The organism is Kitasatospora sp. NPDC057198, assembly GCF_042670125.1.
In the GTDB taxonomy this organism is placed as follows: domain Bacteria; phylum Actinomycetota; class Actinomycetes; order Streptomycetales; family Streptomycetaceae; genus Kitasatospora.
This window is the reverse complement of record NZ_JBHUWH010000091.1, coordinates 1-21,869: the sequence shown is the minus strand read 5'-3', so window position 1 is coordinate 21,869 and position 21,869 is coordinate 1. Positions and strand designations below refer to the sequence as shown.

The 21,869-nt window shown below is 73.9% G+C and carries 15 protein-coding genes and 1 pseudogene; 6 read left to right on the top strand and 10 right to left on the bottom strand.

What is annotated here, in order from left to right; all coding sequences use genetic code 11:
* Window positions 1–38: 38 nt before the first annotated feature.
* The 3 genes from ACFUEL_RS13700 to ACFUEL_RS13690 form a co-directional block, all read right to left on the bottom strand.
* Window positions 39–2,636: a M9 family metallopeptidase gene (locus ACFUEL_RS13700; RefSeq protein WP_380236374.1), complete on the bottom strand. Its 2,598-nt coding sequence runs from the start codon at window positions 2,634–2,636 to the stop codon at window positions 39–41.
* 192 nt (window positions 2,637–2,828) lie between these two features.
* Complete coding sequence (locus ACFUEL_RS13695) at window positions 2,829–3,212, bottom strand: DUF4180 domain-containing protein (RefSeq protein ID WP_380236373.1); 384 nt, start codon at window positions 3,210–3,212, stop codon at window positions 2,829–2,831.
* The gene (locus ACFUEL_RS13690; protein ID WP_380236371.1) at window positions 3,209–3,622 is read right to left on the bottom strand and encodes a helix-turn-helix domain-containing protein; all 414 of its coding nucleotides are present in this window, start codon (window positions 3,620–3,622) and stop codon (window positions 3,209–3,211) included. The genes ACFUEL_RS13695 and ACFUEL_RS13690 overlap by 4 nt, the downstream gene beginning before the upstream one ends.
* A 329-nt stretch (window positions 3,623–3,951) precedes the next feature.
* On the opposite strand from ACFUEL_RS13690, the gene ACFUEL_RS13685 reads away from it, so the two are divergent.
* The 3 genes from ACFUEL_RS13685 (at window position 3,952) to ACFUEL_RS13675 (ending at window position 7,674) form a co-directional block, all read left to right on the top strand.
* Window positions 3,952–4,935 carry a serine protein kinase RIO gene (locus tag ACFUEL_RS13685; protein ID WP_380236370.1) on the top strand — a complete coding sequence of 328 codons (984 nt, stop codon included), beginning with the start codon at window positions 3,952–3,954 and terminating at the stop codon, window positions 4,933–4,935.
* Window positions 4,936–5,146: 211 nt separating this feature from the next.
* A complete protein-coding gene (locus tag ACFUEL_RS13680) occupies window positions 5,147–7,030 on the top strand; it encodes a serine/threonine protein kinase (protein WP_380236369.1) in 1,884 nt (627 codons plus the stop codon).
* A gap of 89 nt (window positions 7,031–7,119) precedes the next feature.
* The gene (locus tag ACFUEL_RS13675) at window positions 7,120–7,674 is read left to right on the top strand and encodes a hypothetical protein (protein WP_380236367.1); all 555 of its coding nucleotides are present in this window, start codon (window positions 7,120–7,122) and stop codon (window positions 7,672–7,674) included.
* Window positions 7,675–7,735: 61 nt separating this feature from the next.
* Here ACFUEL_RS13675 and ACFUEL_RS13670 read toward each other — a convergent pair whose 3' ends face one another.
* Window positions 7,736–8,641 carry an ABC transporter permease gene (locus ACFUEL_RS13670; protein ID WP_380236366.1) on the bottom strand — a complete coding sequence of 302 codons (906 nt, stop codon included), beginning with the start codon at window positions 8,639–8,641 and terminating at the stop codon, window positions 7,736–7,738.
* Entirely contained in the window at window positions 8,638–11,379 is a 2,742-nt protein-coding gene (locus tag ACFUEL_RS13665; protein WP_380236364.1) for an alpha/beta fold hydrolase, read from the bottom strand. The genes ACFUEL_RS13670 and ACFUEL_RS13665 overlap by 4 nt, the downstream gene beginning before the upstream one ends.
* 188 nt (window positions 11,380–11,567) lie before the next feature.
* Here ACFUEL_RS13665 and ACFUEL_RS13660 point away from each other — a divergent pair, with 188 nt between their 5' ends.
* Window positions 11,568–12,578: a mechanosensitive ion channel family protein gene (locus tag ACFUEL_RS13660; protein ID WP_380236362.1), complete on the top strand. Its 1,011-nt coding sequence runs from the start codon at window positions 11,568–11,570 to the stop codon at window positions 12,576–12,578.
* 24 nt (window positions 12,579–12,602) lie between these two features.
* Here ACFUEL_RS13660 and ACFUEL_RS13655 read toward each other — a convergent pair whose 3' ends face one another.
* Entirely contained in the window at window positions 12,603–13,064 is a 462-nt protein-coding gene (locus ACFUEL_RS13655; RefSeq protein WP_380236361.1) for a GNAT family N-acetyltransferase, read from the bottom strand.
* 1 nt (window position 13,065) lies between these two features.
* Window positions 13,066–14,004 (bottom strand): RluA family pseudouridine synthase, encoded by a 939-nt coding sequence (locus tag ACFUEL_RS13650; protein ID WP_380236359.1) that lies wholly within the window; start codon window positions 14,002–14,004, stop codon window positions 13,066–13,068.
* A 179-nt stretch (window positions 14,005–14,183) separates the two neighbouring features.
* Between ACFUEL_RS13650 and ACFUEL_RS13645 the strand changes: the two genes are divergently transcribed.
* Window positions 14,184–15,701: a glutamate synthase-related protein gene (locus tag ACFUEL_RS13645; RefSeq protein ID WP_380236358.1), complete on the top strand. Its 1,518-nt coding sequence runs from the start codon at window positions 14,184–14,186 to the stop codon at window positions 15,699–15,701.
* Between the two features lie 55 nt (window positions 15,702–15,756).
* Here ACFUEL_RS13645 and ACFUEL_RS13640 read toward each other — a convergent pair whose 3' ends face one another.
* The 3 genes and pseudogenes from ACFUEL_RS13640 to ACFUEL_RS13630 form a co-directional block, all read right to left on the bottom strand.
* Window positions 15,757–16,626 (bottom strand): DUF3592 domain-containing protein, encoded by an 870-nt coding sequence (locus tag ACFUEL_RS13640; protein ID WP_380236357.1) that lies wholly within the window; start codon window positions 16,624–16,626, stop codon window positions 15,757–15,759.
* Between the two features lie 215 nt (window positions 16,627–16,841).
* A pseudogene (gene lspA, locus ACFUEL_RS13635) lies at window positions 16,842–17,513 on the bottom strand (signal peptidase II); the annotation flags it as partial.
* Window positions 17,514–17,619: 106 nt separating this feature from the next.
* A complete protein-coding gene (locus ACFUEL_RS13630) occupies window positions 17,620–18,123 on the bottom strand; it encodes a TraR/DksA family transcriptional regulator (RefSeq protein ID WP_380236356.1) in 504 nt (167 codons plus the stop codon).
* A 580-nt stretch (window positions 18,124–18,703) separates the two neighbouring features.
* Between ACFUEL_RS13630 and ileS the strand changes: the two genes are divergently transcribed.
* The gene (ileS, locus tag ACFUEL_RS13625; RefSeq protein WP_380236355.1) at window positions 18,704–21,835 is read left to right on the top strand and encodes an isoleucine--tRNA ligase; all 3,132 of its coding nucleotides are present in this window, start codon (window positions 18,704–18,706) and stop codon (window positions 21,833–21,835) included.
* The last annotated feature ends 34 nt before the right edge of the window (window positions 21,836–21,869 follow it).

Below are 21,869 nucleotides of genomic sequence, written 5' to 3'. Positions count from 1 at the left end.
CCGGTGCGGTGGGCCGGGCCGTTCGGTGCGGGACTTGCTCAGAAGGAGGCGGAGACGGTGGCGCCGGTGAAGTCCTGGGCGGCGTGGAGGCTGACGTAGTTCCAGCCCGCGGGCGGGTTGGCGACGGTCAGGGTCTCGGTGTTGCCGCTGTTGGTGGACTTGGCGGTGTTGGCGCCGGTGGTGGCCCAGGTGCTGCCGTTGTAGTACAGGTCGGCGTTGCCGGTGCCGCCGGAGGTGTTGATCTTCAGGCTGGCGGTGCCGGCCGGGATCCACAGGTAGAAGCTGGCGTAGTTGCCCGCGGTGGCGGTGACGTTGCTGCGGACGCAGCCCGTGTCCAGCCGGCGGGTGTCGTCCGCCGTGCACTCGGTGCCGCCGTTGCCGGGCGGGGTGGAGGTGCCGTCGGAGGCGCTGATGGTGACGCCCGCGAAGGGCTGGTTGCCCGCGGCGTGGAGGCTGACGTAGTTCCAGCCCGCGGGCGGGTCGGCGACGGTCAGGGTCTCGGCGTTGCCGCTGTTGGTGGACTTGGCGGTGCTGGCGCCGGTGGTGGCCCAGGTGGCGGCGTTGTAGTAGAGGTCGGCGTTGCCGGTGCCGCCGCTGGAGCTGACGGTCAGCTTGGCGGTGCCGGCCGGGACCCACACGTAGAAGTAGGCGTAGTCACCGGCGGCCGCGGCGGCGTCCTGGCGGCTGCAGCCGAGGTCGAGCTGCTGCTGGTTGGTGGCGCCGCAGTCACTGCCCGGGTCGGTGGGCGTGGTGGTACCGCCGCCGCAGGAGCCGGTGCTGCAGGCGGTCAGCCAGGTGTTGAAGCCGGCGTCGTAGCGGGTGCCGATGGTGGTCTTCAGCAGGGTGCGGGCGCCGTTCCAGTCACCGGCGCGGTACTCGGCGAGCACGGCGTCCAGGTCCGAACGGTGCTGCTCCAGCATGTAGCGGACGGCCAGGTAGCCCCAGTTGTAGATCCGGGTCTGGTCGGCGTTGTCGTAGGTGGTGTCGAACAGGGTGGACAGCGCGTAGGTGTGCAGGCCGGCCTGGGTCGTCGCGTCGGTGTAGTCGACCTTGCGGTACGAGTAGGAGACGTACTCGGCGAAGCCCTCGACCCACCAGACGGTCGGGGTGGTCATGCCGGCGTCGAAGTCGCCGGCCATGTCGAACCGGCCGTCGAGGTAGTGGGTGTACTCGTGGTTGAGGTTCCAGATCTGGAAGTCCGGGCGGACCCACTCGGCCTCGTAGGCGATGAACCGGGGCTGGTTGCCCGCCGCGGCCGGGTCGCCCTCCAGGTACATGCCGCCGTTGTCGGTGGAGATGCCGAAGATGGTGCCGGCGTAGGTCTGGTAGTCGCTGCTGGAGTGGAAGACCACCACCTCGATGGTGGAGTTGTTGTCGTTCGCGACCGCGCCGCCGTCCTTGACCACGCCGTGGAAGTAGGCGTCCTGGCCCTTGAGGCTGGTGCAGGCGGTGGTCAGCTGGTCGGCGGTCAGCGCCTGGGCGATGATCCTGATGCTGCCGCTGCAGGTGTAGTCGACGGTCAGCACCGCGGTCCTGAGCCGGTTCGCCAGGTCGCAGGTGCCGTAGTACGAGCAGTTGGCCTTGTCGTAGCTGTCGGTCATCTCGGCCAGGCCGACCCACAGCGCGGCGGTGCGCCCGGTGATCGAGCTCTGGTCCAGCAGGCCCTTCACCAGCGGCCGGACCTTCGCCTGCAGCGCCGGGTACTGGAGGAAGCGGCCCAGCTCGCGGCCCGCGTTGGAGACCAGGTAGCCCTTGTCGCCGCCGAGCAGCGCGCTGTTGCGGGAGGCGAAGGACTGCAGGGTGTCCAGCACGCTCGGGTCGGCCTGCACCGCGGACGGGAAGTCGCTGTTCTGGTGGCCGCGCCACAGCACCGTATAGGTGTTGTTGACCGCGTTGAGCATGTACCAGGACGAGTCGTAGCCGCTGTTGTAGCCGTTCAGCAGGCGCTTGACGACGTTCAGGTAGCGGGCGTTCTCGGCGGCGCTGTCGATCAGGGTGACCGCCTCGGACAGCGTGGCGCCGTTCGCGTCGTTCACGTCCTGCGAGTGCGCGCTGCCGAAGAAGGCGTCCAGGCCGCCCTCGATCGCGCTCTTCAGGCTGCTGCCGTACGCGCCGACGGCGTCCGGGTTGTACCACTGCACGTAGTAGCCGGCCCGCAGGTACAGCACGATCTGGGTGGCCGAAGTGGAGTCGTCGCCCGGGTAGCCGGCGGACACCTCGCGCAGCGCGTTGGCCACGCTGACCATCTGCGACTCGCCGAACGCCGACTTCGCGTCGTTGCCCTTGAGGGTGAACAGCGAGTTGACGCAGTCCACCGAGGCGGACTTGATCTGCGCCACCAGGGCGCTGCCGGTACGGCTGGTGAAGTCCGAGGCGTTGCAGGTCGCCGCGGCCGCCAGGGCCCCGGCCCGGGCGCTGCCGGGTGCGCCGCCGGCCGTCAGCGGCGGCCGCTTGCTGGCGTCCGCCCGCAGGTCGCGGTCGGAGTCCTTGCGGCGCTCGGCCGCCTCGGTGTTGCGCGGCGCCGACTTCGACGCCTTCGCCGGGTCGGACTTGGCCGGCTTCTGCTCGGTCCGGGTGGCGGCCCCGGCGCCGGGCGCCAGCGCGCCCAGGAAGCCGAGGGTCAGGCAGAGGGACAACAGCAGGCTCAGCGTCCGTCCTGCGGACGCGCATGCTTTCCGGAAGGTTCGCACGTGGGGGCCTCCGGGCCGGGATGACGCCGCGGTTGGGGGGCCGCGGCGGAGGGTGGGAGGCCGTCGAGGTGCCCTCGACGGCCAGGTGACATGTACAATTGCACATGTCACCTGGCATCGGAAGTCCTCGCGTCGAAGTCAACTGCCCCGGATAACCCCCGGACCGGACAGCCGCCCGGCCAGCTCCGGCAGGTCCGCGACGAACCACAGCTGCAGACCCCGGTTGCTCTCCCGGACGAAGTCGCGCAGCGCGTCCGACGCCGCCACGTGCCCCGCCACGTCCCCCACCACCGCCAGGCCAGTCCGGTACTGCGCGAACTTCTGCACCACCGCCCCCGCGACACCGCTGCGCAGCCGGAAGAACTCCGTGTCCAGCCGCTCCACCGGCAGCGCCACCCAGGACGCCCCCCGGTACGACGCGTCCCCCAGCAGGTCGAGCGCCTGCCGCTCCCCCGCCACCGCCTCGCCCCCGGCCGGCGCCACCAGCACCGGCACCCCGCCCAGCTCCCGGACCTCCGTCACCGCATGCCCCCCGCCAACTCGTCGACCAGCGCCAGCACTTCGGACACCCGCCGGGGCGGCCCCAGCACCACGAACCGCAACGCCCCCCGCTCCTCCTCCCGCACCGCCTGCACCCACAGCGGCCGCGACCCCCCGGACCACGCCGACGCCGCCGCCAGCACCCCCGTCACCAGCCGGTCCGCATCCCGCGCCCCCACCCCGTCCACCTGCACCACCGCCGAAACCTCCACCCGCGACGGCCCCGCCGACACCCCGCCCCCGGTGAACGCCTCCACCTCCGCCCGAGCGATCCGGTACTGCTTCCCGATCCGCACCGCCTTGAGCTTGCCGTCCCGCACGTACCCCCGCACGGTCTTCACGTGCAGCCCGAGCAACTCGGCCACGTCCTCGACGGAGTAGAAATCGTTCATTCCCTATCCTTCCCTATTCGACCTCAACATACAGCCCGATAGGGAATTTCCCACCCCCGCCACGCCGCCCCTCCTCCCCCGCTCCTCCCCCTCGCCACCACCCCCGGAAAAACCCTTTGCACCACGTCCACCCCCCGCCTAGAGTGTTCCCCGTCCCGCCGCGCCGCCGTGCGCTCGCGGGCCCGACGAGAGGAGGTGCAGACCGATGGTTGCCGCCGTGACGCGGTGCGCCTTCGTGTGCGCGCCATACGCCTCCCCCCGTCTTCGCCCCACCGGCTGACCGCGCGACACTCCGCGCCCCGGTGGGCCACTCCCCAGGAGCCACCGCAGTGCGCGAGCGCTTTGCCGACAGCGATTCCTTCTCCCGCATCCGCCCCAAGGGTGCTTCCCGTCGCGGCCGCCGGGCCGACCGCTTCGACGACTCCCAGCCCGAGTACGACTACTTCGCCGACACCGCCTTCGGCACCGACGCCGACGCCGACAGTGACGCCGGGGAGCAGTACCCCGCCCCCGTGACCGACGGCCCCGCCGTCGGCGACCGCTGGTCGACGTGGGACCAGTCCACCCCGACCGAGAAGGGCCCTGAGCCGCGCCCCGACTGGGTCGTGACCGAACTCGCGGCCGTCGACACCGAGTTGGGCATCGTGAAGACCGGCAAGGAGGCGGACGTCTTCCTGCTGGAGCGCGCCGTCCCCGGCACCGGCCGCCGCACCCTGATGGCCGCCAAGCGGTACCGGGACGCCCAGCACCGGATGTTCCACCGGGATTCGGGTTACCTGGAGGGCCGCCAGCACAAGGAGTCCCGGGTCACCCGGGCGATGGCCAAGCGCACCGCCTTCGGCAAGGAGGCGATCGCGGGCCAGTGGGCGGCCGCCGAGTTCGCCGCGCTGTGCCGGCTCTGGTCGGCGGGCGTCGCCGTGCCGTACCCGGTGCAGATCACCGGCACCGAGATCCTGATGGAGTTCGTCGGCGACGAGAACGGCACGGCCGCGCCCCGGCTGGCCCAACTGCGCGCCGAGGAGGCCGACATCGACGACCTGTGGGCCCAACTGGGCCGCAGCCTCGCGCTGCTGGCCTACGACGGCTACGCGCACGGAGACCTCTCGGCCTACAACATCCTGGTGCACCGCGGCCGCCTGGTGGTCATCGACGTCCCGCAGATCGTCGACGTGGTGGCCAACCCGCGCGGCCTCTCCTTCCTGGAGCGCGACGTGCGCAACGTCGGCGCCTGGTTCGTCTCCCGCGGCCTCCCGCCCGAGAGCGTCGAGGCCCTGGTCGACTCCCTCGCCACCGACGCCCGCCTGCGCCGCTGACCGAAGCCGCCCCGCGTCCCGCCCCCGCCCAACACCCCGCCCCCGCACCTGCCCTGACCAAGCCTCATCTCCGTTCCTCCGCACGCCAGTTGCACCAAGCAACGGGTGTAGAGTCGCGGCGGTCGGGCGGGGCGGGGGACGGCAGCGGCTTCCCCCCGGGCGTCCGAACGGCCAGAATCACTACTGACAAGTCGTACAACATGCTCGGGGGATGCGGGACATGTGGGGTCGGGGGACGGTCCTCGGGAGCCGGTACGCGCTCTCCGAGCGGCTCGGCAGCGGTGCGATGGGCGAGGTGTGGCGGGCCGAGGACCAGGTGCTCGGGCGCCAGGTCGCGGTGAAGATCGTGCTCCCGGCCCTGATGGAGGACGAGGTCTTCGCCGCCCGGTTCCGCCGCGAGGCGACGGTGCTGGCCGCGATGAACCACCGCGGCGTGGTGCACATCCACGACTACGGCGAGGACGACAGCGATCCGGACGCCCGGACGGCGTACATCGTGATGGAGCTGCTCTCCGGCAAGCCCCTCGACGAGGCCCGCGGCCGCGACCCCTTCCCGACCGACCGCGCGCTGGACGTCGCCGCCCAGGTGCTGGACGCGCTGCACGCCGCGCACCGGCAGGGCATCGTGCACCGGGACATCAAGCCGTCCAACCTGATGATCGACGCGGACGGGCGGATCACCGTCACCGACTTCGGCATCGCCCGCTCCCTCGCCGACAGCCGGATCACCACCTCCCACGCGGTGATCGGCACCGCCCTGTACATGGCGCCCGAACGCGCCGAGGGCAAGGACGCCTCGGCCGCCTCCGACCTCTACTCGGTCGGCGTGGTGCTGTACGAACTGCTGGCCGGCGCGGTGCCGTTCACCGGCGGGACGCCGCTCGAAGTGGTGCTCAAGCACGTCCGCGAGCCGGTCCCCGAACTGCCGGAGGGCGTGCCCGCCCCGGTGCGGGCGGTGGTCGCCCGGGCGCTCGCCAAGGACCCCGCGGAGCGCTACCCGGACGCGGCGGCGTTGGCCGTCGCCGCCCGGCAGGCGATGTCCACCCCGGCCGGGCTCGGCGCGGTGCTCACCGCGCCCGAAGCCGCCGAGGAACCCCCGGCCGTCCCCGCGCCCGCCGTCCCCGCGCCCGCCGCCTCGGCCGCCGCGCCCGCCGCCGCCCCGGCCCCCGCCGCGGAGAAGCGTTCCGGGCGCCGCCGCCTGGCCACCCTGATCCTGCCCGTGGTGCTGGTCACCGGCGGCGGAGTGACCGCCCAGCAGCTCAACCTGCTGCCCTGGCAGGAGGGGGGCAGCCACAGCACCGCCGACTCCACCCTGCCCCCCGGCAGCCCGGCCACCACCGCGGCCACGGCCACCGGCCCGTCCGCCCCGCCCGACGCCTCCACCTCCGGGCAGCCGTCCCCCGCCCCCTCACCGCCGCCCGGCGCCACCCCGTCCGGCGACGGCGCCCCGCCGGACACCGACCCGGCCCAGGCCGACCGCACGGGCGCCAACGGCGGCGGCAGCGGGGGCGGCGGGAGCAACCCGGGCACCTCCAACGGCTCCTCCAACGGCGGCGGCGCGGCCGGCGGCTCCTCGACCGCCTCGGGCGGCAGCTCCGGCAGCGGCTCCGGCGGCAGCACCCCCAAGCCGCCCCAGCAGCAGACCAGCGCTCCCGCCACCACGTCCGGCCCGGCCCCGGGCTGCGGCGGCGCCGGCTGGGGAAAGCTGGTCAACACCGGCAGCGGCCGAACCATCGGCCTCGGCTCCGACGCCGTCAGCGCGGGCGTCCCGGTGATCTCCGGCGGCCACACCTCCTACGGCTGGATCAAGTCCGCCAACACCGGCGCGACCACCTTCACCGCGTGCAAGGCCGACAGCGGCATCAGCCTCGGCGCTCCCGCCTTCGGTGGCGGAACCGCGGCCGAACTCGCCAGTGCCTCATCCTTCAACGACGCGACCGCCTGGTACGTCACCGATGCCGGTTCCGGCAACTTCCAGTTGAAGTTCGGCTACGCGTACCCGCAGAGCTGCCTGACCGACAACGGCAGCGGGAAGACCCTCACCATCAGCACCTGCACCCCGGGCGCGGGCTCCCAGCTCTTCCGCTTCTCCTGATCCCGGCCCCGACCGCCCCGACGCCTGTTCCTCCCCGAATCCTCCCCCTCCGTAGGGCAGTTGTCCCAGATCCGGGGCAGAATGCGGGCATGGCCGAACAGTACTTCTCCGCCTTCGCGGTGGACGCCGCCGCCCTGCTGCGCCTGCCCGGCTCGGGCGAACGCACGCTCCCCGGCGTGCCGCCCTCCGCCGCGCTCGCCGAGCTGCTCTCCGGCCGGCTGCGCCCCGGCGAGGACTCCCGCTACACCGCCCTGCTCCCGGCCCTGGCCGGCGCCTTCGGCACCCCGCTGGGCGCGGTCTCCGTCCCCGGCCGGCACTGGGACGAGCTGGCGGAGGTCTTCACCGCCCTCGAGCTGCCCGCCCTCACCGCGCTGTGGTCCCGCCCCTGGCCGTTCCCGGCCGGCGCCACCGACGACTGGCCGTGGCCGTACCCGACCCTCGCCGGCCGCGCCGACACCGGCGACCTGCTGGTCGAACTGGCCGCGCTGGCCTCGGAGTCGATCCACGAGCAGGACGTCGAGGCGCTGGACGAGGACGACCTGGAGGAGGCGTCCTGGTTCCTCACCGAGCACCTGCCGATCTGGACGTCCCGGGCGCACGCCCTCGACCTCGACCTGCTGCTGGTCCGCGACGGCGCCCGCTGAGCCCCGGGCCGGGCCGGGCCCCGAACCCGGGCCCCGGGCCCAGAACCCCGAGCCGGCACCCTCAGGACACCACGTCCTTCGCCGCGAACCCGCGGAACGCCAGCGCCAGCAGCACCACCGCGTACGACAGCGACAGCACCACGCCCTGCACCATGCCGCCCCACTCCAGCCGCGGCTGGAGCGCGTCCGCCCAGGCGTACTGCCAGTGCGCGGGCAGCCACTCGCGCAGCGAGCCGAGCGCGGTGACGGCGTCCAGCACGCCCGTGACGATGGAGGCGAAGACCGCGCCGCCGACCGCACCGAGCGGGGCGTCGGTGGCCGTGGAGAGCCAGAACGCCAGCGCGCCGACCACGATCTCGGCGAGGAAGACGTACAGCACGGCGATCCCCAGCCGGGGCAGCGCCTCGGCGGCGGTCAGCGTGGCCCCGGTGGGCAGCTTCAGGTCGCCCCAGCCGTACGCGGCGGTGCCGACGACCAGTCCGACGGCGGGCAGCAGCACCACCGCGGCGGCCGAGAAGACCATCGCCACGGTGAACTTGCGCACCAGCAGCCGGGCCCGCGGCACCGGCGCGGCCAGCAGGTAGCGCAGCGAGGACCAGCTCGCCTCGGAGGCGACCGTGTCGCCGGAGAACAGCGCGACCGGGATGACCAGCAGGAAGCCGGTGCCGACGAACAGCATGGTGGTGGCGAAGTTGACCCCGGAGGAGGTCGCCAGCTCGATGAACGTGGTGCGGTTCTCCCGCCCTGGCGTGCCGCCCAGTTGGAAGGCCGCCAGCAGGACGAGCGGCAGCGCGGCCAGCACCCCGCCGACCACCAGGGTGCGGCGGCGGCGCAGCTGGCGCATCGCCTCGACCCGCAGCGGCAGCGTCCGGCCGGGCCGGTAGCCGGGCGCGGCGGTCCCGTCCGCGGTGCCGATCACGGTCCCGCTCGTGCCGCTCGTGCCGCTCGTCCGGCTCGTGCCGCTCATGCCGCTCCTCGGATCAGGGACAGGAAGGCGTCCTCCAGCCGGCGCTGCGGGCCGATGCCGGTCACCGGCACGCCCAGGCGCACCAGTTCGGCGGTCAGCCGGCTCGCGGGCAGGCCGTCCAGGCGCACCAGCAGTCCGGCGGGCACGGCCTCGGCGGAGACGACGCCGTCCAGTTCGGCGAGCTTCCCGGCCACCGCGTCGGCGCCCTCGAAACCGTCCTCGACGGAGACCAGCAGGTGTTCGCCCGCGCCGGTGATCTCCGCGGTCGGGCCGGCCACCACCAGCTGTCCGCGCTCCATCACCACCAGGTGGGTGCAGGACTGCTCGACCTCGGCGAGCAGGTGGCTGGAGACGATGACGGTGCGCCCGGCGGCGGCGTACCGGACCATCACCTCCCGCATCTCGCGGATCTGCGGCGGGTCGAGCCCGTTGGTGGGTTCGTCCAGGATCAGCAGGTCGGGCAGGCCGAGCATGGCCTGGGCGATGGCCAGGCGCTGCCGCATGCCCTGCGAGTAGGTGCGCACGGCGCGTTCCAGGGCCTCGCCGAGGCCGGCGATCTCCAGCGCCTCGGCGAAGTGCGCGTCCTCGACCGGGCGCCCGGTGGCCGCCCAGTACGACTCCAGGTTGGCCCGGCCGGACAGGTGCGGCAGGAAGCCCGCGCCCTCGACGAACGCGCCGACCCGGGAGAGCACCGGCGCGCCCGGCCGGATCGCCTGGCCGAAGACCCTGATCCCGCCCGCGTCGGGCCGGATCAGGCCCATCAGCATCCGCAGCGTGGTGGTCTTGCCCGCGCCGTTGGGGCCGAGCAGCCCGAGCACCTGCCCGCGCTCCACCCGGAACGACAGCTCGCGCACCGCGTACCGGTCGGTCGAGCCCTTGTACTTCTTCGACAGGCCGGTGATCACCAGCGGCACGTCCGCGAGCTCCGGGTCCGGCGTCGGGGCGGTGTCCCGCCGCCGCCGGGCGAACACCAGCAGCGCGGCGAGGCCCAGCGCGACCAGCGGCAGCACCCAGGTCCGGTCCGGCACCGGCGCGGACTCGGTGCGCAGCTCCGGCACGGTGGGCACGGTCAGCGGCCCGTCCGCGGCGAGGGTGTACGTGGCGGACCCGGCGGGCGAGGCGTAGGCCAGGTCGGTGCTGGCGAGCACCAGGCGCAGCCGGTGCCCGGCCGGGAACCGGTGCTCGACGGCGGGCAGCGCGATCCGCACCGTCCGCCCGCCGGGCGCGTCCGCGCCGGTCACCCGCAGCGGCGCGACCAGCTGCTGCGGCAGGGTCTGCTTGCCGTCGGGGGCGACGTCGTACAGCTTGGCGAACAGCACCGCCTCGGGCGCGTCCGCGGCGACCCGCACCGACACGGCGGGGGCGCCGGTCAGGTCCAGGGCGCTGTCCAGCGGCGCCGAGTCGAAGGAGGCGTACTGGCCGGGGAAGTCGATGGACAGGCCCGCGCCGACCGCGGACAGCTGGGACAGCGCGCCGATGCCCGGCAGCGTGGAGATGTTCGGCGGCGACCCGCCGGGCGGGTTGGCGATCCGCTGCTCGCGGCCGGTCAGCGCGACCTCGCGCCGCGCCGTGCCGTCCAGGCCCGGGTAGGCGTCGGCGTCCGCGCCGCGCAGCACCGCCTGGAAGCCGGTGGAGTCGACGCCGCCGGTGCGGGTGACCCGGAAGGCGGGGCCGGTGCCGGTGCCGTCGCCCTTGAGGTAGTGGTCGAACCAGGCGGTGATCCGGGCGTCCGCGCGGGTGCTGGTCTCCTGGCCGCCGTCGTGGCCGGCGCCGAACCAGTCGACCGCGACGGGCGCGCCGTTCGCGGCGACGGCCCGGGCGATCCGGTCGCCCTGGTCGAGCGGGAACAGCGAGTCCTGCTGGCCCTGGACGACGAGCGTCGGCACCTTGATCCGGTCCGCGACGGCGGAGGGGCTGGAGTGCTCCAGCAGCTTCACCGCGTCCGCGTCCGGCCGCCCGGCCGCCGCGACCCGGTCGTACATCTCGCACAGCTCCGGCCGGAACCGCCCGCAGCCCACCGGGCCCTGCTCCTGCGCCGGGGCGGCGGAGCCGCCCTCGCCGAACGCCGCGGACGAGCCGGTGGTGAAGAAGATCCCGGCCCACAGCTTCTTGAAGACCCCGTCGGCGGCCGAACTCCCCTGCACGGCCTGCGGGAACAGCGCGTCCGCCAGGTCGAACCAGGTGATCTGCGGGGCGATCGCGTCGATCCGGCGGTCGTACCCGGCGGCCAGCAGCGACACCGCCCCGCCGTACGAGGCGCCGGTCACGCCCACCTTCGGGTCGCCGGGGGCGTCGAGCAGCACCTCGGGCCGCTGCGCCAGCCAGTCCACCAGCCGGGAGACGTCCGCGACCTCGCGTTCCGGCTGGTTGAGGCCGATCTGCCCGGTGGACTTGCCGAAGCCGCGCGCCGACCAGGTCAGCACCGCGTACCCCTGTCGGGCCAACTCCTCGGCGCGCGGGCGCAGTTCGTCCTTCGACCCGCCGAAGCCGTGCGCCAGCAGCACCGCCGGGCGGCGCCCGGAGCCGCCCGCGGTGAAGAACGAGGTGTCGATCCGGACGTTCTCGGCGCTGCCCGCGACCTCGGGCATCTCCAGGAAGCGGTCCTCCCGGTGCACCTTCTCCGGCTGCCCGGCCAGCGCGACCGACCCGCCGCCGAGCAGCAGCGCGGCCGCCACCCCGCCGGCCAGCACCGCCCTGCGCCTGGTCCACCAGCCGCGCCACGCCCCACCGAAGCCCATGGCAGGTGATCCTAACCGGGCGGCCGGTAAGGAAACCGTCAGCCCGCCGGCGGTGTCCGCGGCCCCCTGGCGGCGGTGTCCGCGGCCTCCCGGGAAACGCCCGTCCCCCCGCCGGGGTTCCCGAACCGGTGCAATGCCCCGCGATAGGGTGCGAATCCCCCACCGCCGGACGCCACCCGAGGTGCCCCGTGTTCTGGCCGCTCGCCAGCCTGCTCACCGCCGCCTTCGCCACCCTGTTCGCCGGCTGGCTGGTCGACCAGGTCCTCCAGCGCCTCGCCGCCCGCCACCCCGACGCCCCGGTCTGGGCGCAGCTGCGCCGCTGCCGCGTCCCGCTCCAACTGGTGCTGCTGTCCGCCCTGCTGCTGGCCGCCCAGCCGGTGCGCCGGATCTTCGACACCGACGACGACGCGGTCCGGCACGGCGTCCTGCTGGTGCTGATCGGCTCGCTGGGCTGGCTGACCGTCCGGGTGCTGGCCGCCGTCATCGAGGCCGCCTTCAGCCGCTACGAGACGGTCACCGAGGACGCCTCCCGGGTGCGGCGGGTGCGCACCCAGCTCGGCCTGGTCCGCCGGGTCGGCTCCGCCGTGGTCTGGGTGGTCACCGGCGGCGCGCTGCTGCTGACCTTCGACGCGATGCGCACCGTCGGCGCCAGCCTGCTCGCCTCCGCGGGCATCATCGGCATCGTCGCGGGCATCGCCGCCCAGTCCGCCCTGGGCAACTTCTTCGCCGGGCTGCAGATCGCCTTCAGTGACACCGTGCGGATCGGCGACACCGTCGTGCTGGACGGCCAGCAGGGCACCGTCGAGGAGATCACCCTCTCCTACCTGGTGCTGCACCTGTGGGACGAGCGCCGCCTGGTCGTCCCGGTCTCCTACTTCGTCTCCAAGCCGTACGAGAACTGGACCCGCCGGGACTCCGGCCTGCTCGGCTGGCTGCTGCTCCACCTCGACCACCGCACCCCGGTCGACGCGCTGCGCGCCGAGCTGGAGCGCTACCTGGCCGGCAGCGGGCTCTGGGACGGCCGGGCGTGGTCCCTCACCGTCTCCGACACCACCCCGTCCACCGTCGTGGTCCGCGCCGCCATGACCGCCCGCGACCCGGACGACGCCGCCGCCCTCAGGCTCGCCGTCCGCGAACACCTGCTGGCCTACCTGCGCGACCACCACCCGGAGTCCCTGCCGCGCGTGCGCACCGACTGAACGCGCGGCAGGGGCACCTCGCCGCTACAGCACCCGCGTCATCGTCCGGTGCGGGATCCCGGCGTCGTCGTACACCGGCCCGTGGGCCGCGTACCCGAGCCGCTCGTAGAAGCCGAGCGCCTGCACCTGCGCGTGCAGCTCCACCTCGCGGGCGCCCCGCTCGCGCCCCAACTCCTCGACCGCGCGCACCAGTTGCGCCCCGAGGCCGGTCCCGCGGGCGGCGGCGACCACGGCGAGGCGGCCGAGCAGCACCCGGCCCTCGGTGCCGCCGGTCATCGCCAGCGCCTCGGCGCCGGAGATCAGCCGGGCGGTGCCGAGCGCGCCCCCGTCCGGCCCGACGGCCAGCAGGTGCGCGGAGGTGGCGTCGTACTCGTCGAACTCCAGCTCCGGCGGCACCTGCTGCTCGAGCACGAACACCTCGTGCCGGACACCGCGCACCAGCGCCATGTCCGCGTCCCCTTCGACCACCCGGATCGAAGCCCCCATGTCAGCTCTCCTTCGCGATGACGTCCAGTGCGTGTTGCAGGTCCTCGGGGTAGGCGGAGGTGAACTCGACCCAGCGCCCGTCCTCGGGGTGCTCGAAGCCCAGCGAGACCGCGTGCAGCCACTGCCGGGTCAGGCCGAGCCGCTTGGCCAGCGTCGGGTCCGCGCCGTAGGTGAGGTCGCCGACGCAGGGGTGGCGCAGCGCGGACATGTGCACCCGGATCTGGTGGGTGCGGCCGGTCTCCAGCTTGATGTCCAGCAGGGACGCCGCCCGGTACGCCTCGATCAGGTCGTAGTGCGTGACGGAGGGCTTGCCGTCGCGGGTGACGGCCCACTTCCAGTCGCTGCTGGGGTGGCGGCCGATCGGCGCGTCCACGGTGCCGGACAGCGGGTCGGGGTGGCCCTGGACCAGCGCGTTGTACTTCTTCTCGGTGACCCGGTCGTGGAACTGCCGCTTCAGGTCGGTGTAGGCCCGCTCGGACTTGGCGACCACCATGATCCCGGAGGTGCCGACGTCGAGGCGGTGCACGACGCCCTGCCGCTCGGCCGCGCCGGAGGTGGAGATCCGGTAGCCGGCCGCGGCCAGGCCGCCGATCACGGTCGGGCCGGTCCAGCCGGGGCTGGGGTGCGCGGCCACGCCGACCGGCTTGTCGATGACGACGACGTGGTCGTCGTCGTGGATGATCCGCATGCCCTCGACGGCCTCGGCGACGATCTGCACCGGCGCCGCGGGGGCCGGGATCTCGACCTCCAGCCAGGAGCCGGCGGTGACCCGGTCCGACTTCCCGGCGACCGCGCCGTCCAGGGAGACCTTGCCCTCGGCGGCGAGTTCGGCGGCCTTGGTGCGGGAGAACCCGAACATCCGGGCCAGGGCGGCGTCCAGCCGCTCGCCCTCCAGGCCGTCGGGTACGGGGAGGCTACGGGTCTGCGCTGCGATGCTCACCCACCCGAGTATGCCCGACCCGCACCGGCCCCCGGCCCCACCGGGGCCCGTCCGCCCGCCCCACCGGGGCCTGCCGCACCCCGCTCCGGGGGCCCGGCGGCCGCGCCCTAGCATCGGAGCCGCACCACACGACGGCCCGGTCGACGGGGACGGGGCCGGAGCCGAGGGGGGACGAACCCATGAAGGCCCGCACGATAGGCACCGCCGCCGCGGCCGCGGTGGCCGCGCTCGCCGCCCGCGACCTGCTGCAGAAGCGGCACGCGCTGCTGCGCAACTTCCCGGTGGCCGGGCACGCCCGCTACCTGCTGGAGCGGATCGGCCCGGAGCTGCGGCAGTACATCGTGACCTCCAACGAGGAGGAGCGCCCGTTCAGCCGGGACCAGCGCAGCTGGATCTACGCCTCCGCGAAGGAGGAGAACAACTACTTCGGCTTCGGCACCGAGGTCGACGTCGCGCACGTCCAGGGCCACGCCTACCTGAAGCAGCGCACCTTCGCCGGCCCGCTGCCGGACGCGCACGACCCGCAGGCCCCGCTGCCCTCGGCCAAGGTGCTGGGCGGCCCGCGCGGGCGCGCGAAGGCGTTCCGGCCCGCCAGCGCGGTCAACATCTCCGCGATGAGCTTCGGCTCGCTCTCCGGCGCCGCGATCGCCGCCCTGAACGAGGGCGCCGCGCAGGCCGGGGCGCTGCACAACACCGGCGAGGGCGGCCTGTCCCCGTACCACCGCAAGGGCGGCGGCGACCTGGTGCTGCAGCTGGGCACCTCCTACTTCGGGTGCCGCGACGAGCACGGGGACTTCGACCTGGCCCGGCTCAGGGAGGTGGTGGCCTCCGGCCCGGTCCGGGCGATCGAGATCAAGCTCTCGCAGGGCGCGAAGCCGGGCCTGGGCGGCATGCTGCCGGGCGCGAAGGTCACCGAGGAGATCGCCGCGATCCGCGGCATCCCGGCGGGGCGGGACTGCGCCTCGCCGTCCCGGCACACCGCCTTCGGCGACACCGACTCGATGCTGGACTTCGTCGAGCTGCTGGCCGCCGAGACCGGCCTGCCGGTCGGGATCAAGAGCGCGGTGGGCGAACTGGGCTTCTGGCGCGAGCTGGCCTCGATGATGGCCCGCGGCGACCGCGGCGTGGACTTCGTGACGGTCGACGGCGGCGAGGGCGGCACCGGCGCGGCGCCGCGGATGTTCGCCGACTCGGTGTCGCTGCCGTTCCGGATGGGCTTCTCCCGGGTCTACGGCACCTTCGCCGAGCTGGGCCTGACCGACCGGCTGACCTTCATCGGCTCCGGCAAGCTCGGCCTGCCCGAGAACGCCGCGGTGGCCTTCGCGCTGGGCGCCGACATGGTCAACGTGGCCCGCGAGGCGATGCTGTCGATCGGCTGCATCCAGGCCCAGAAGTGCCACACCGACCGCTGCCCGACCGGCATCGCCACCCAGAACCCGTGGCTGGCCCGCGGCATCGACCCGGCCTCGAAGGCCACCCGCGCCGCGCACTACCTGCGCACCCTGCGCCGGGAGCTGACCAAGGTCTCCTCGGCCGTCGGCGTCGCCCACCCCGCGCTGATCACCCCCGACGACATCGAGGTGCTGAACGGCGACTACGAGGCCCGCACGCTGGCCTCGGTCTACGGCTACAAGGACGGCTGGGGCCGGCTCGGCCCGGAGCTCGCCGAGGAGATCACCCGTCTGCTCACCGCCTGAGCCGCCCGGGTCCCCGGCCCCCGCCCCCGCCCCCGGTCCCCCGCTCGCCCGGCCCTCAGCGCGCCAGCAGCACCGCGCCGGCCGCCGCCGTCGCCGCCAGCAGCACGACGGCGGCGACGTGCACCGCCAGGTCCCACCCCCAGGAGCGCCGGTCGGCCGCCGGGTCCAGGGTGAACTCGGCCGGGTCCGCGGGCGTGTGGTGCACCGTCACCTCGCGCCCGCGCGCCCGCCCCGGGTCGGCCAGGTGCGCGGTGCAGTGCGCCGTGACCTCGGTGCCGTCCCGGGTGGTGAACACGACGACGGGGGTGAGGGTGGTGTGGGTCGAGCCGTCGTCCTCGTCGACCCGGACGTCCCGGAGCACGGCGACGATCCGCCCCGGCACCGCGTCCATCGCGGCCAGCCGCTCCCGCTTCGCCCGCCGGTCCCGGACGGTCTCCGGCAGGTACCACAGGCCGGACAGCGCCCACGGGCCCGCGCCGCCGACCAGTGCCCACGGCCAGGCCCAGTGGATCGCGGCCAGCGCCACCAGGCCCGCGTACACCAGGAAGGCCGCGAAGGCCGGCCACCCCAGCCCGCGCGAGGGCGGTTCGGGGGCGTTGGCGAAGCGGTGCCCGTCCGGCCGGCCCGGCGGGTGGCTGACCCCGATCTCCCGGCCCGCCCAGGCCGCGGTGAGCGTCTCGCCGCGCCCGTCGTCGCCCGGGACGACGACCTCCCGCCCGGTGTCCGGCTCCCGCCAGGAGACCGTCACCGGGATGCCGCCGATCCGCGAAGCGCCGTGCCGCACCTCGCCGACCCGCTCGATCCGCCCGGCCAGCCGGACGGTCCGCTGCGCCTTCGTCACCCCGGCCAGCGAGCGCGCGGTGCCGGCCAGCGCCACCGCGCCCCACGCCGCGCACCACAGCAGCAAGGCCCCGTCCCACCCCACGCGCCCTCCCCGGCCCGCCGTCCCGCCCCGCGCGGTCCCCTCCCCGGCACTGTGCCCACCGCAGCGCCCCCGACACGCGGGTGCCCGCCGGACCTTCCGGTCGGGCGGGCACGCGTACGGGGGCGGCGGGGCGGTCAGCCCTCCTCGGCCTCCCCGGCCTCCGACCCGGCCTTCTCGGCCTGCTCGGCCTGCTCGGCCTTGGCCGCCGGGCCGCCGTGCATGGTGCCGTCCGGGTTGGAGCCGCGGAAGGAGAGCAGGACGACCAGGATGCCGCCGCAGACGATCGCCGAGTCGGCGAGGTTGAAGACCGCGAAGTGCTGGACCGAGATGAAGTCGACCACGTGCCCGCGCAGCGCCGAGGGGGCGCGGAACAGCCGGTCGGTGAGGTTGCCGAGCGCGCCGCCGAGCAGCAGGCCGAGGGCGATCGCCCAGGGCAGGCTGTACAGGCGGCGGGCGATCCGCCAGATCACCACGATGACGCCGGTGGCGATGGCGGTGAACAGCACCGTCATGGCCTGTCCCATGCCGAACGCGGCGCCGCCGTTGCGGATCACCTGGAAGGTCATCCAGTCGCCGATCACCTTGATCGGCTCGCTGCGGCCCTCCAGCTTGGCGACCACCAGCAGCTTGGAGCCGAGGTCGATCAGGTAGGCGAGCACCGCGACGGCCAGCAGCAGGCTGATCCGGCGGCGGCGGACCACCACGCGGGCGCCCTCCGCGGCGGTCGCACCGGCGCTCTCCGGCTGCTCCGGCGCGGGCTCCGGCCGGCTCGCCGGCTCGCCCTCCCCGGCGGGTCGGACGGTGGGGACGGCGTCGTCCTGGGTCTGGTGGGAACCTGGCGTGCTGATGATCCGCTCCGCTGCCGTGTGGAATGCGCCGGGTGGAATGCCGGTCGACGTGCTTGGGGACGAGGGTACGGCACCGCCCGCCCCGTTGGCCGCCGCGGCCGGGAGTTCGTCCGGCCCGCGGCTGCCGGCCGACCGGCGTCCGGCCTCAGCGGCGTTCCTGCTTGGCCTTGCAGCTGACGCAGAGGGTGGCGCGCGGGAACGCCTGCAGGCGGGCCTTGCCGACGGGCTGGCCGCAGGACTCGCACAGGCCGAAGCCGGTGCCCTCCAGCCGGGCCAGCGCGCGCTCGGTCTGGGCGAGGCTGTCGCGGGCGTTGTTGGCGAGCGAGAGCTCGCTCTCCCGGTTGATGTTCTTGGTGCCGGCGTCGACTTGGTCGTCGCCCGCGCCGTCGTTGGAGTCCCGCATCAGGCCGGCGATGGCGGCCTCGGAGGCTTCGATCTCGGCGCGCAGCCGGACGATGTCGGAGGCCAGCTCGTCGTGCAGTTCGGCGACCTCCTCGGCCGTCCACGGGTCCTCGCCGGGGCGGACCGGCAGGTCGGCCGGGTCGACCGCCTCGGCGCCGCCGCGGGCCCCGGTGCCCGCCGGCACGTGGTTGCGGCTGCTCGCCGCGGTGTGTCCGGTGGTGCCGGTCTTTCGCCGCGCAGTAGTCACGGTCCCCTCCCCTGGGTCGCCCGCCACGGCCTCGCGCGACCTCTTGGTCACGGTTCCTGTCGCCTTCTCAGCCATGGCTTTCGACCTCATTCACGAATGATCAGAAGCGTCGGTTCCCGACGATCTTGCCGGTCCCGGAACGATAAACCCCATCGAATCAGCCCACAACGGGACATACCGAAGCACCTTGCCGATCCCACCCGCGCAGCCGCCGCCGGGTCGGCGCTGCACAAGTTGTGCCCAGATCGCCTCCGGCTAACCACCCGGCCCCCGGCTCGCGGGTGCGCGAAACGGCTTGCGGGGGCCGATACACTGGGCCTGCAAGGCGCAGATGGGACGAGTACCGACGTACGCAGCCAGCAGCGACCCGGGGGCGGTGTGAGCCCGGGGGTGTGCGCGGCGGGAAGATCACCCCGGAGCCGCCGGAAGAACGGCCCGCCCAGGGCCCAGTAGAACCGGCCGCAAACCCAAAGAGAGGGCCGCAGCGCGCGCGGTCAAGGAGGGTGGTACCGCGGGGCGGCTCGCCGTCTCGTCCCTCCGTCGGAGCCAGTCCACGCATCCGCCGGAGGTAGACGCCCCCATGTCGCCCACGTACAACGCCGTCCCCGCGCAGGTCAGCCTGCCCGCGCTCGAGCACCGGATCCTGTCGTTCTGGCAGGAGGAGCGGGTCTTCCAGCGCAGCCTGGAGCAGTCCGAGGGCCGCCCCGAGTGGGTGTTCTACGAAGGCCCGCCCACCGCCAACGGCATGCCGGGCGCCCACCACATCGAGGCCCGCGTCTTCAAGGACGTCTTCCCGCGCTACCGCACCATGAAGGGCTACCACGTGGCCCGCAAGGCCGGCTGGGACTGCCACGGCCTGCCGGTCGAGCTCGCGGTGGAGAAGGAGCTGGGCTTCTCCGGCAAGCCGGACATCGAGAAGTACGGCATCGCCGAGTTCAACGCCAAGTGCCGCGAGTCGGTGACCCGGCACACCGACGCCTTCGCCGAGCTGACCGAGCGGATGGGCTACTGGGTCGACCTCGACCAGGCGTACCGCACCATGGACCCGTCCTACGTCGAGTCGGTCTGGTGGTCGCTGGAGCAGATCTTCGACAAGGGCCTGCTGGTCCAGGACCACCGGGTCGCCCCCTGGTGCCCGCGCTGCGGCACCGGCCTGTCCGACCACGAACTGGCCCAGGGCTACGAGACCGTGGTCGACCCGTCGGTGTTCGTCCGCTTCCCGCTGACCTCCGGCCCGCTGGCCGGCACCGCCGCCCTGCTGGTGTGGACCACCACCCCCTGGACGCTGGTCTCCAACACCGCCGCCGCCGTCCACCCCGAGGTAACCTACGTGGTCGCCACCGACGGCAGCGAGCGCCTGGTGGTCGCCGAACCGCTGCTGGCCAAGGCCCTCGGCGAGGGCTGGGAGGCCACCGGCGAGTCCTTCACCGGCGCCGAGATGGAGCGCTGGGCGTACCGGCGGCCGTTCGACCTCGTGGAGATCCCGGACGCCCACTACGTGCTGACCGCCGAGTACGTCACCACCGAGGACGGCACCGGCATCGTCCACCAGTCGCCCGCGTTCGGCGCCGACGACCTCGCGACCTGCCGCCGCTACGGCCTGCCCGTGGTCAACCCGGTGGAGAGCGACGGCACCTTCGCCCCCGAAGTGCCGCTGGTCGGCGGGGTGTTCTTCAAGAAGGCCGACGAGGCCCTGGTCGCCGACCTGCAGTCCCGCGGCCTGCTGTTCCGCCACCTCCCGTACGAGCACAGCTACCCGCACTGCTGGCGCTGCCACACCGCGCTGCTCTACTACGCGCAGCCGTCCTGGTACATCCGGACCACCGCCGTCAAGGACGCGATGATCCGCGAGAACGAGGCCACCAACTGGTACCCGGAGACGGTCAAGCACGGCCGCTTCGGCGACTGGCTGAACAACAACATCGACTGGGCGCTGTCCCGCAACCGCTACTGGGGCACCCCGCTGCCGATCTGGCGCTGCGCGGACGACCACCTGACCTGCGTCGGCTCGCTCGCCCGACTCTCCGAGCTGACCGGCACCGACCAGTCCGGGCTGGACCCGCACCGCCCGTACATCGACGAGGTCACCTTCCCCTGCCCGCAGTGCTCCACCACCGCGGTCCGGGTGCCCGAGGTGATCGACGCCTGGTACGACTCGGGCTCGATGCCGTTCGCCCAGTACGGCTACCCGTACCGCAACAAGGAGCTGTTCGAGAAGCGCTACCCGGCGCAGTTCATCTCCGAGGCGATCGACCAGACCCGCGGCTGGTTCTACACGCTGATGGCCGTCGGCACCCTGGTGTTCGACCGGAACAGCTACGAGAACGTCGTCTGCCTGGGCCACATCCTGGCCGAGGACGGCCGCAAGATGTCCAAGCACCTGGGCAACATCCTGCAGCCGATCCCGCTGATGGACGAGCACGGCGCCGACGCGGTGCGCTGGTTCATGGCCGCCGGCGGCTCCCCCTGGTCGGCCCGCCGGGTCGGCCACGGCACCATCCAGGAGGTGGTCCGCAAGACCCTCCTCACCTACTGGAACACCGTCGCCTTCCAGGCCCTGTACGCCCGCCCGGCCGGCTGGGCCCCGTCCGCGAACGACCCGGCCCCGGCCGACCGCCCGGTGCTCGACCGCTGGGTGCTGTCCGAACTGCACTCCCTGGTCCGCGAGGTGGACGCCGCCTACGAGGCGTACGACACCCAGCGGGCCGGCAAGCTGCTGTCCGGCTTCGTCGACGACCTGTCCAACTGGTACGTCCGCCGCGGCCGCCGCCGCTTCTGGCAGGGCGACGCCGCCGCGCTGGCCACCCTGCACGAGGCGCTGGAGACCGTCACCCGGCTGATGGCCCCGCTCACCCCGTTCATCACCGAACGGGTCTGGCAGGACCTGGTCGTCCCGGTCACCCCGGACGCCCCGGTCTCCGTCCACCTGAGCAGCTGGCCGGTCGCCGACGAGAGCCTGGTCGACCCCGGGCTGTCCCGCCACATGGCGCTGGTCCGCCGCCTGGTCGAGCTCGGCCGCGCCGCCCGCGCGGAGTCCGGCGTCAAGATCCGCCAGCCGCTGTCCCGCGCGCTGATCGCCGCCCAGGGCTGGGAGGACGTCCCCGCCGACCTGCGCGCCCAGATCGCCGACGAGCTCAACGTCCTGGAGCTGCAGTCCCTTTCCGACGCGGGCGGCTCGCTGGTCGACACCTCCGCCAAGGCCAACTTCCGGGCGCTGGGCAAGCGCTTCGGCAAGGGCGTCCAGGACGTCGCCAAGGCCGTCGCCGCCGCCGACGCCGCGCAGCTCGCCGCCGAACTGCGCGCCACCGGCACCACCTCGGTCGTGCTGGACGGCGAGGGCGTCGCGCTCTCCCCCGAGGAAGTGATCATCACCGAGACCCCGCGCGAGGGCTGGTCCGTCGCCAACGAGTCCGGCGCCACCTTCGCCCTCGACCTGGTGATCACCCCCGAGCTGAAGCGCCTCGGCGTGGCCCGCGACGCGATCCGGCAGATCCAGGACGCCCGGAAGAACTCCGGCCTGGAGATCACCGACCGGATCCACCTCCAGCTCGCCAGCACCGACCAGGACACCCAGGCCGGTCTCACCGAGCACCAGTCCCTGATCGCCGCCGAGGTCCTCGCCGAGACGATCGGCCTGACCATCACCGACCCGGACGCCCCGCGCTTCACCGACGAGAACCTCGCCCTGGAGTTCACCCTCCGCAAGGCGTAGCCGCCGCACACCCCCGCGCCCCCAGCACACCGGG

Bases quoted from the DNA above. Each gene is read 5' to 3' on its own strand.
- ACFUEL_RS13690 (WP_380236371.1), bottom strand. From the start codon at position 3,622: ATGAACGATTTCTACTCCGTCGAGGACGTGGCCGAGTTGCTCGGGCTG.
- ACFUEL_RS13680 (WP_380236369.1), top strand. From the start codon at position 5,147: ATGCGGGACATGTGGGGTCGGGGGACGGTCCTCGGGAGCCGGTACGCG.
- ACFUEL_RS13675 (WP_380236367.1), top strand. From the start codon at position 7,120: ATGGCCGAACAGTACTTCTCCGCCTTCGCGGTGGACGCCGCCGCCCTG.
- ACFUEL_RS13670 (WP_380236366.1), bottom strand. From the start codon at position 8,641: ATGAGCGGCACGAGCCGGACGAGCGGCACGAGCGGCACGAGCGGGACC.
- ACFUEL_RS13665 (WP_380236364.1), bottom strand. From the start codon at position 11,379: ATGGGCTTCGGTGGGGCGTGGCGCGGCTGGTGGACCAGGCGCAGGGCG.
- ACFUEL_RS13655 (WP_380236361.1), bottom strand. From the start codon at position 13,064: ATGGGGGCTTCGATCCGGGTGGTCGAAGGGGACGCGGACATGGCGCTG.
- ACFUEL_RS13645 (WP_380236358.1), top strand. From the start codon at position 14,184: ATGAAGGCCCGCACGATAGGCACCGCCGCCGCGGCCGCGGTGGCCGCG.
- ileS (WP_380236355.1), top strand. From the start codon at position 18,704: ATGTCGCCCACGTACAACGCCGTCCCCGCGCAGGTCAGCCTGCCCGCG.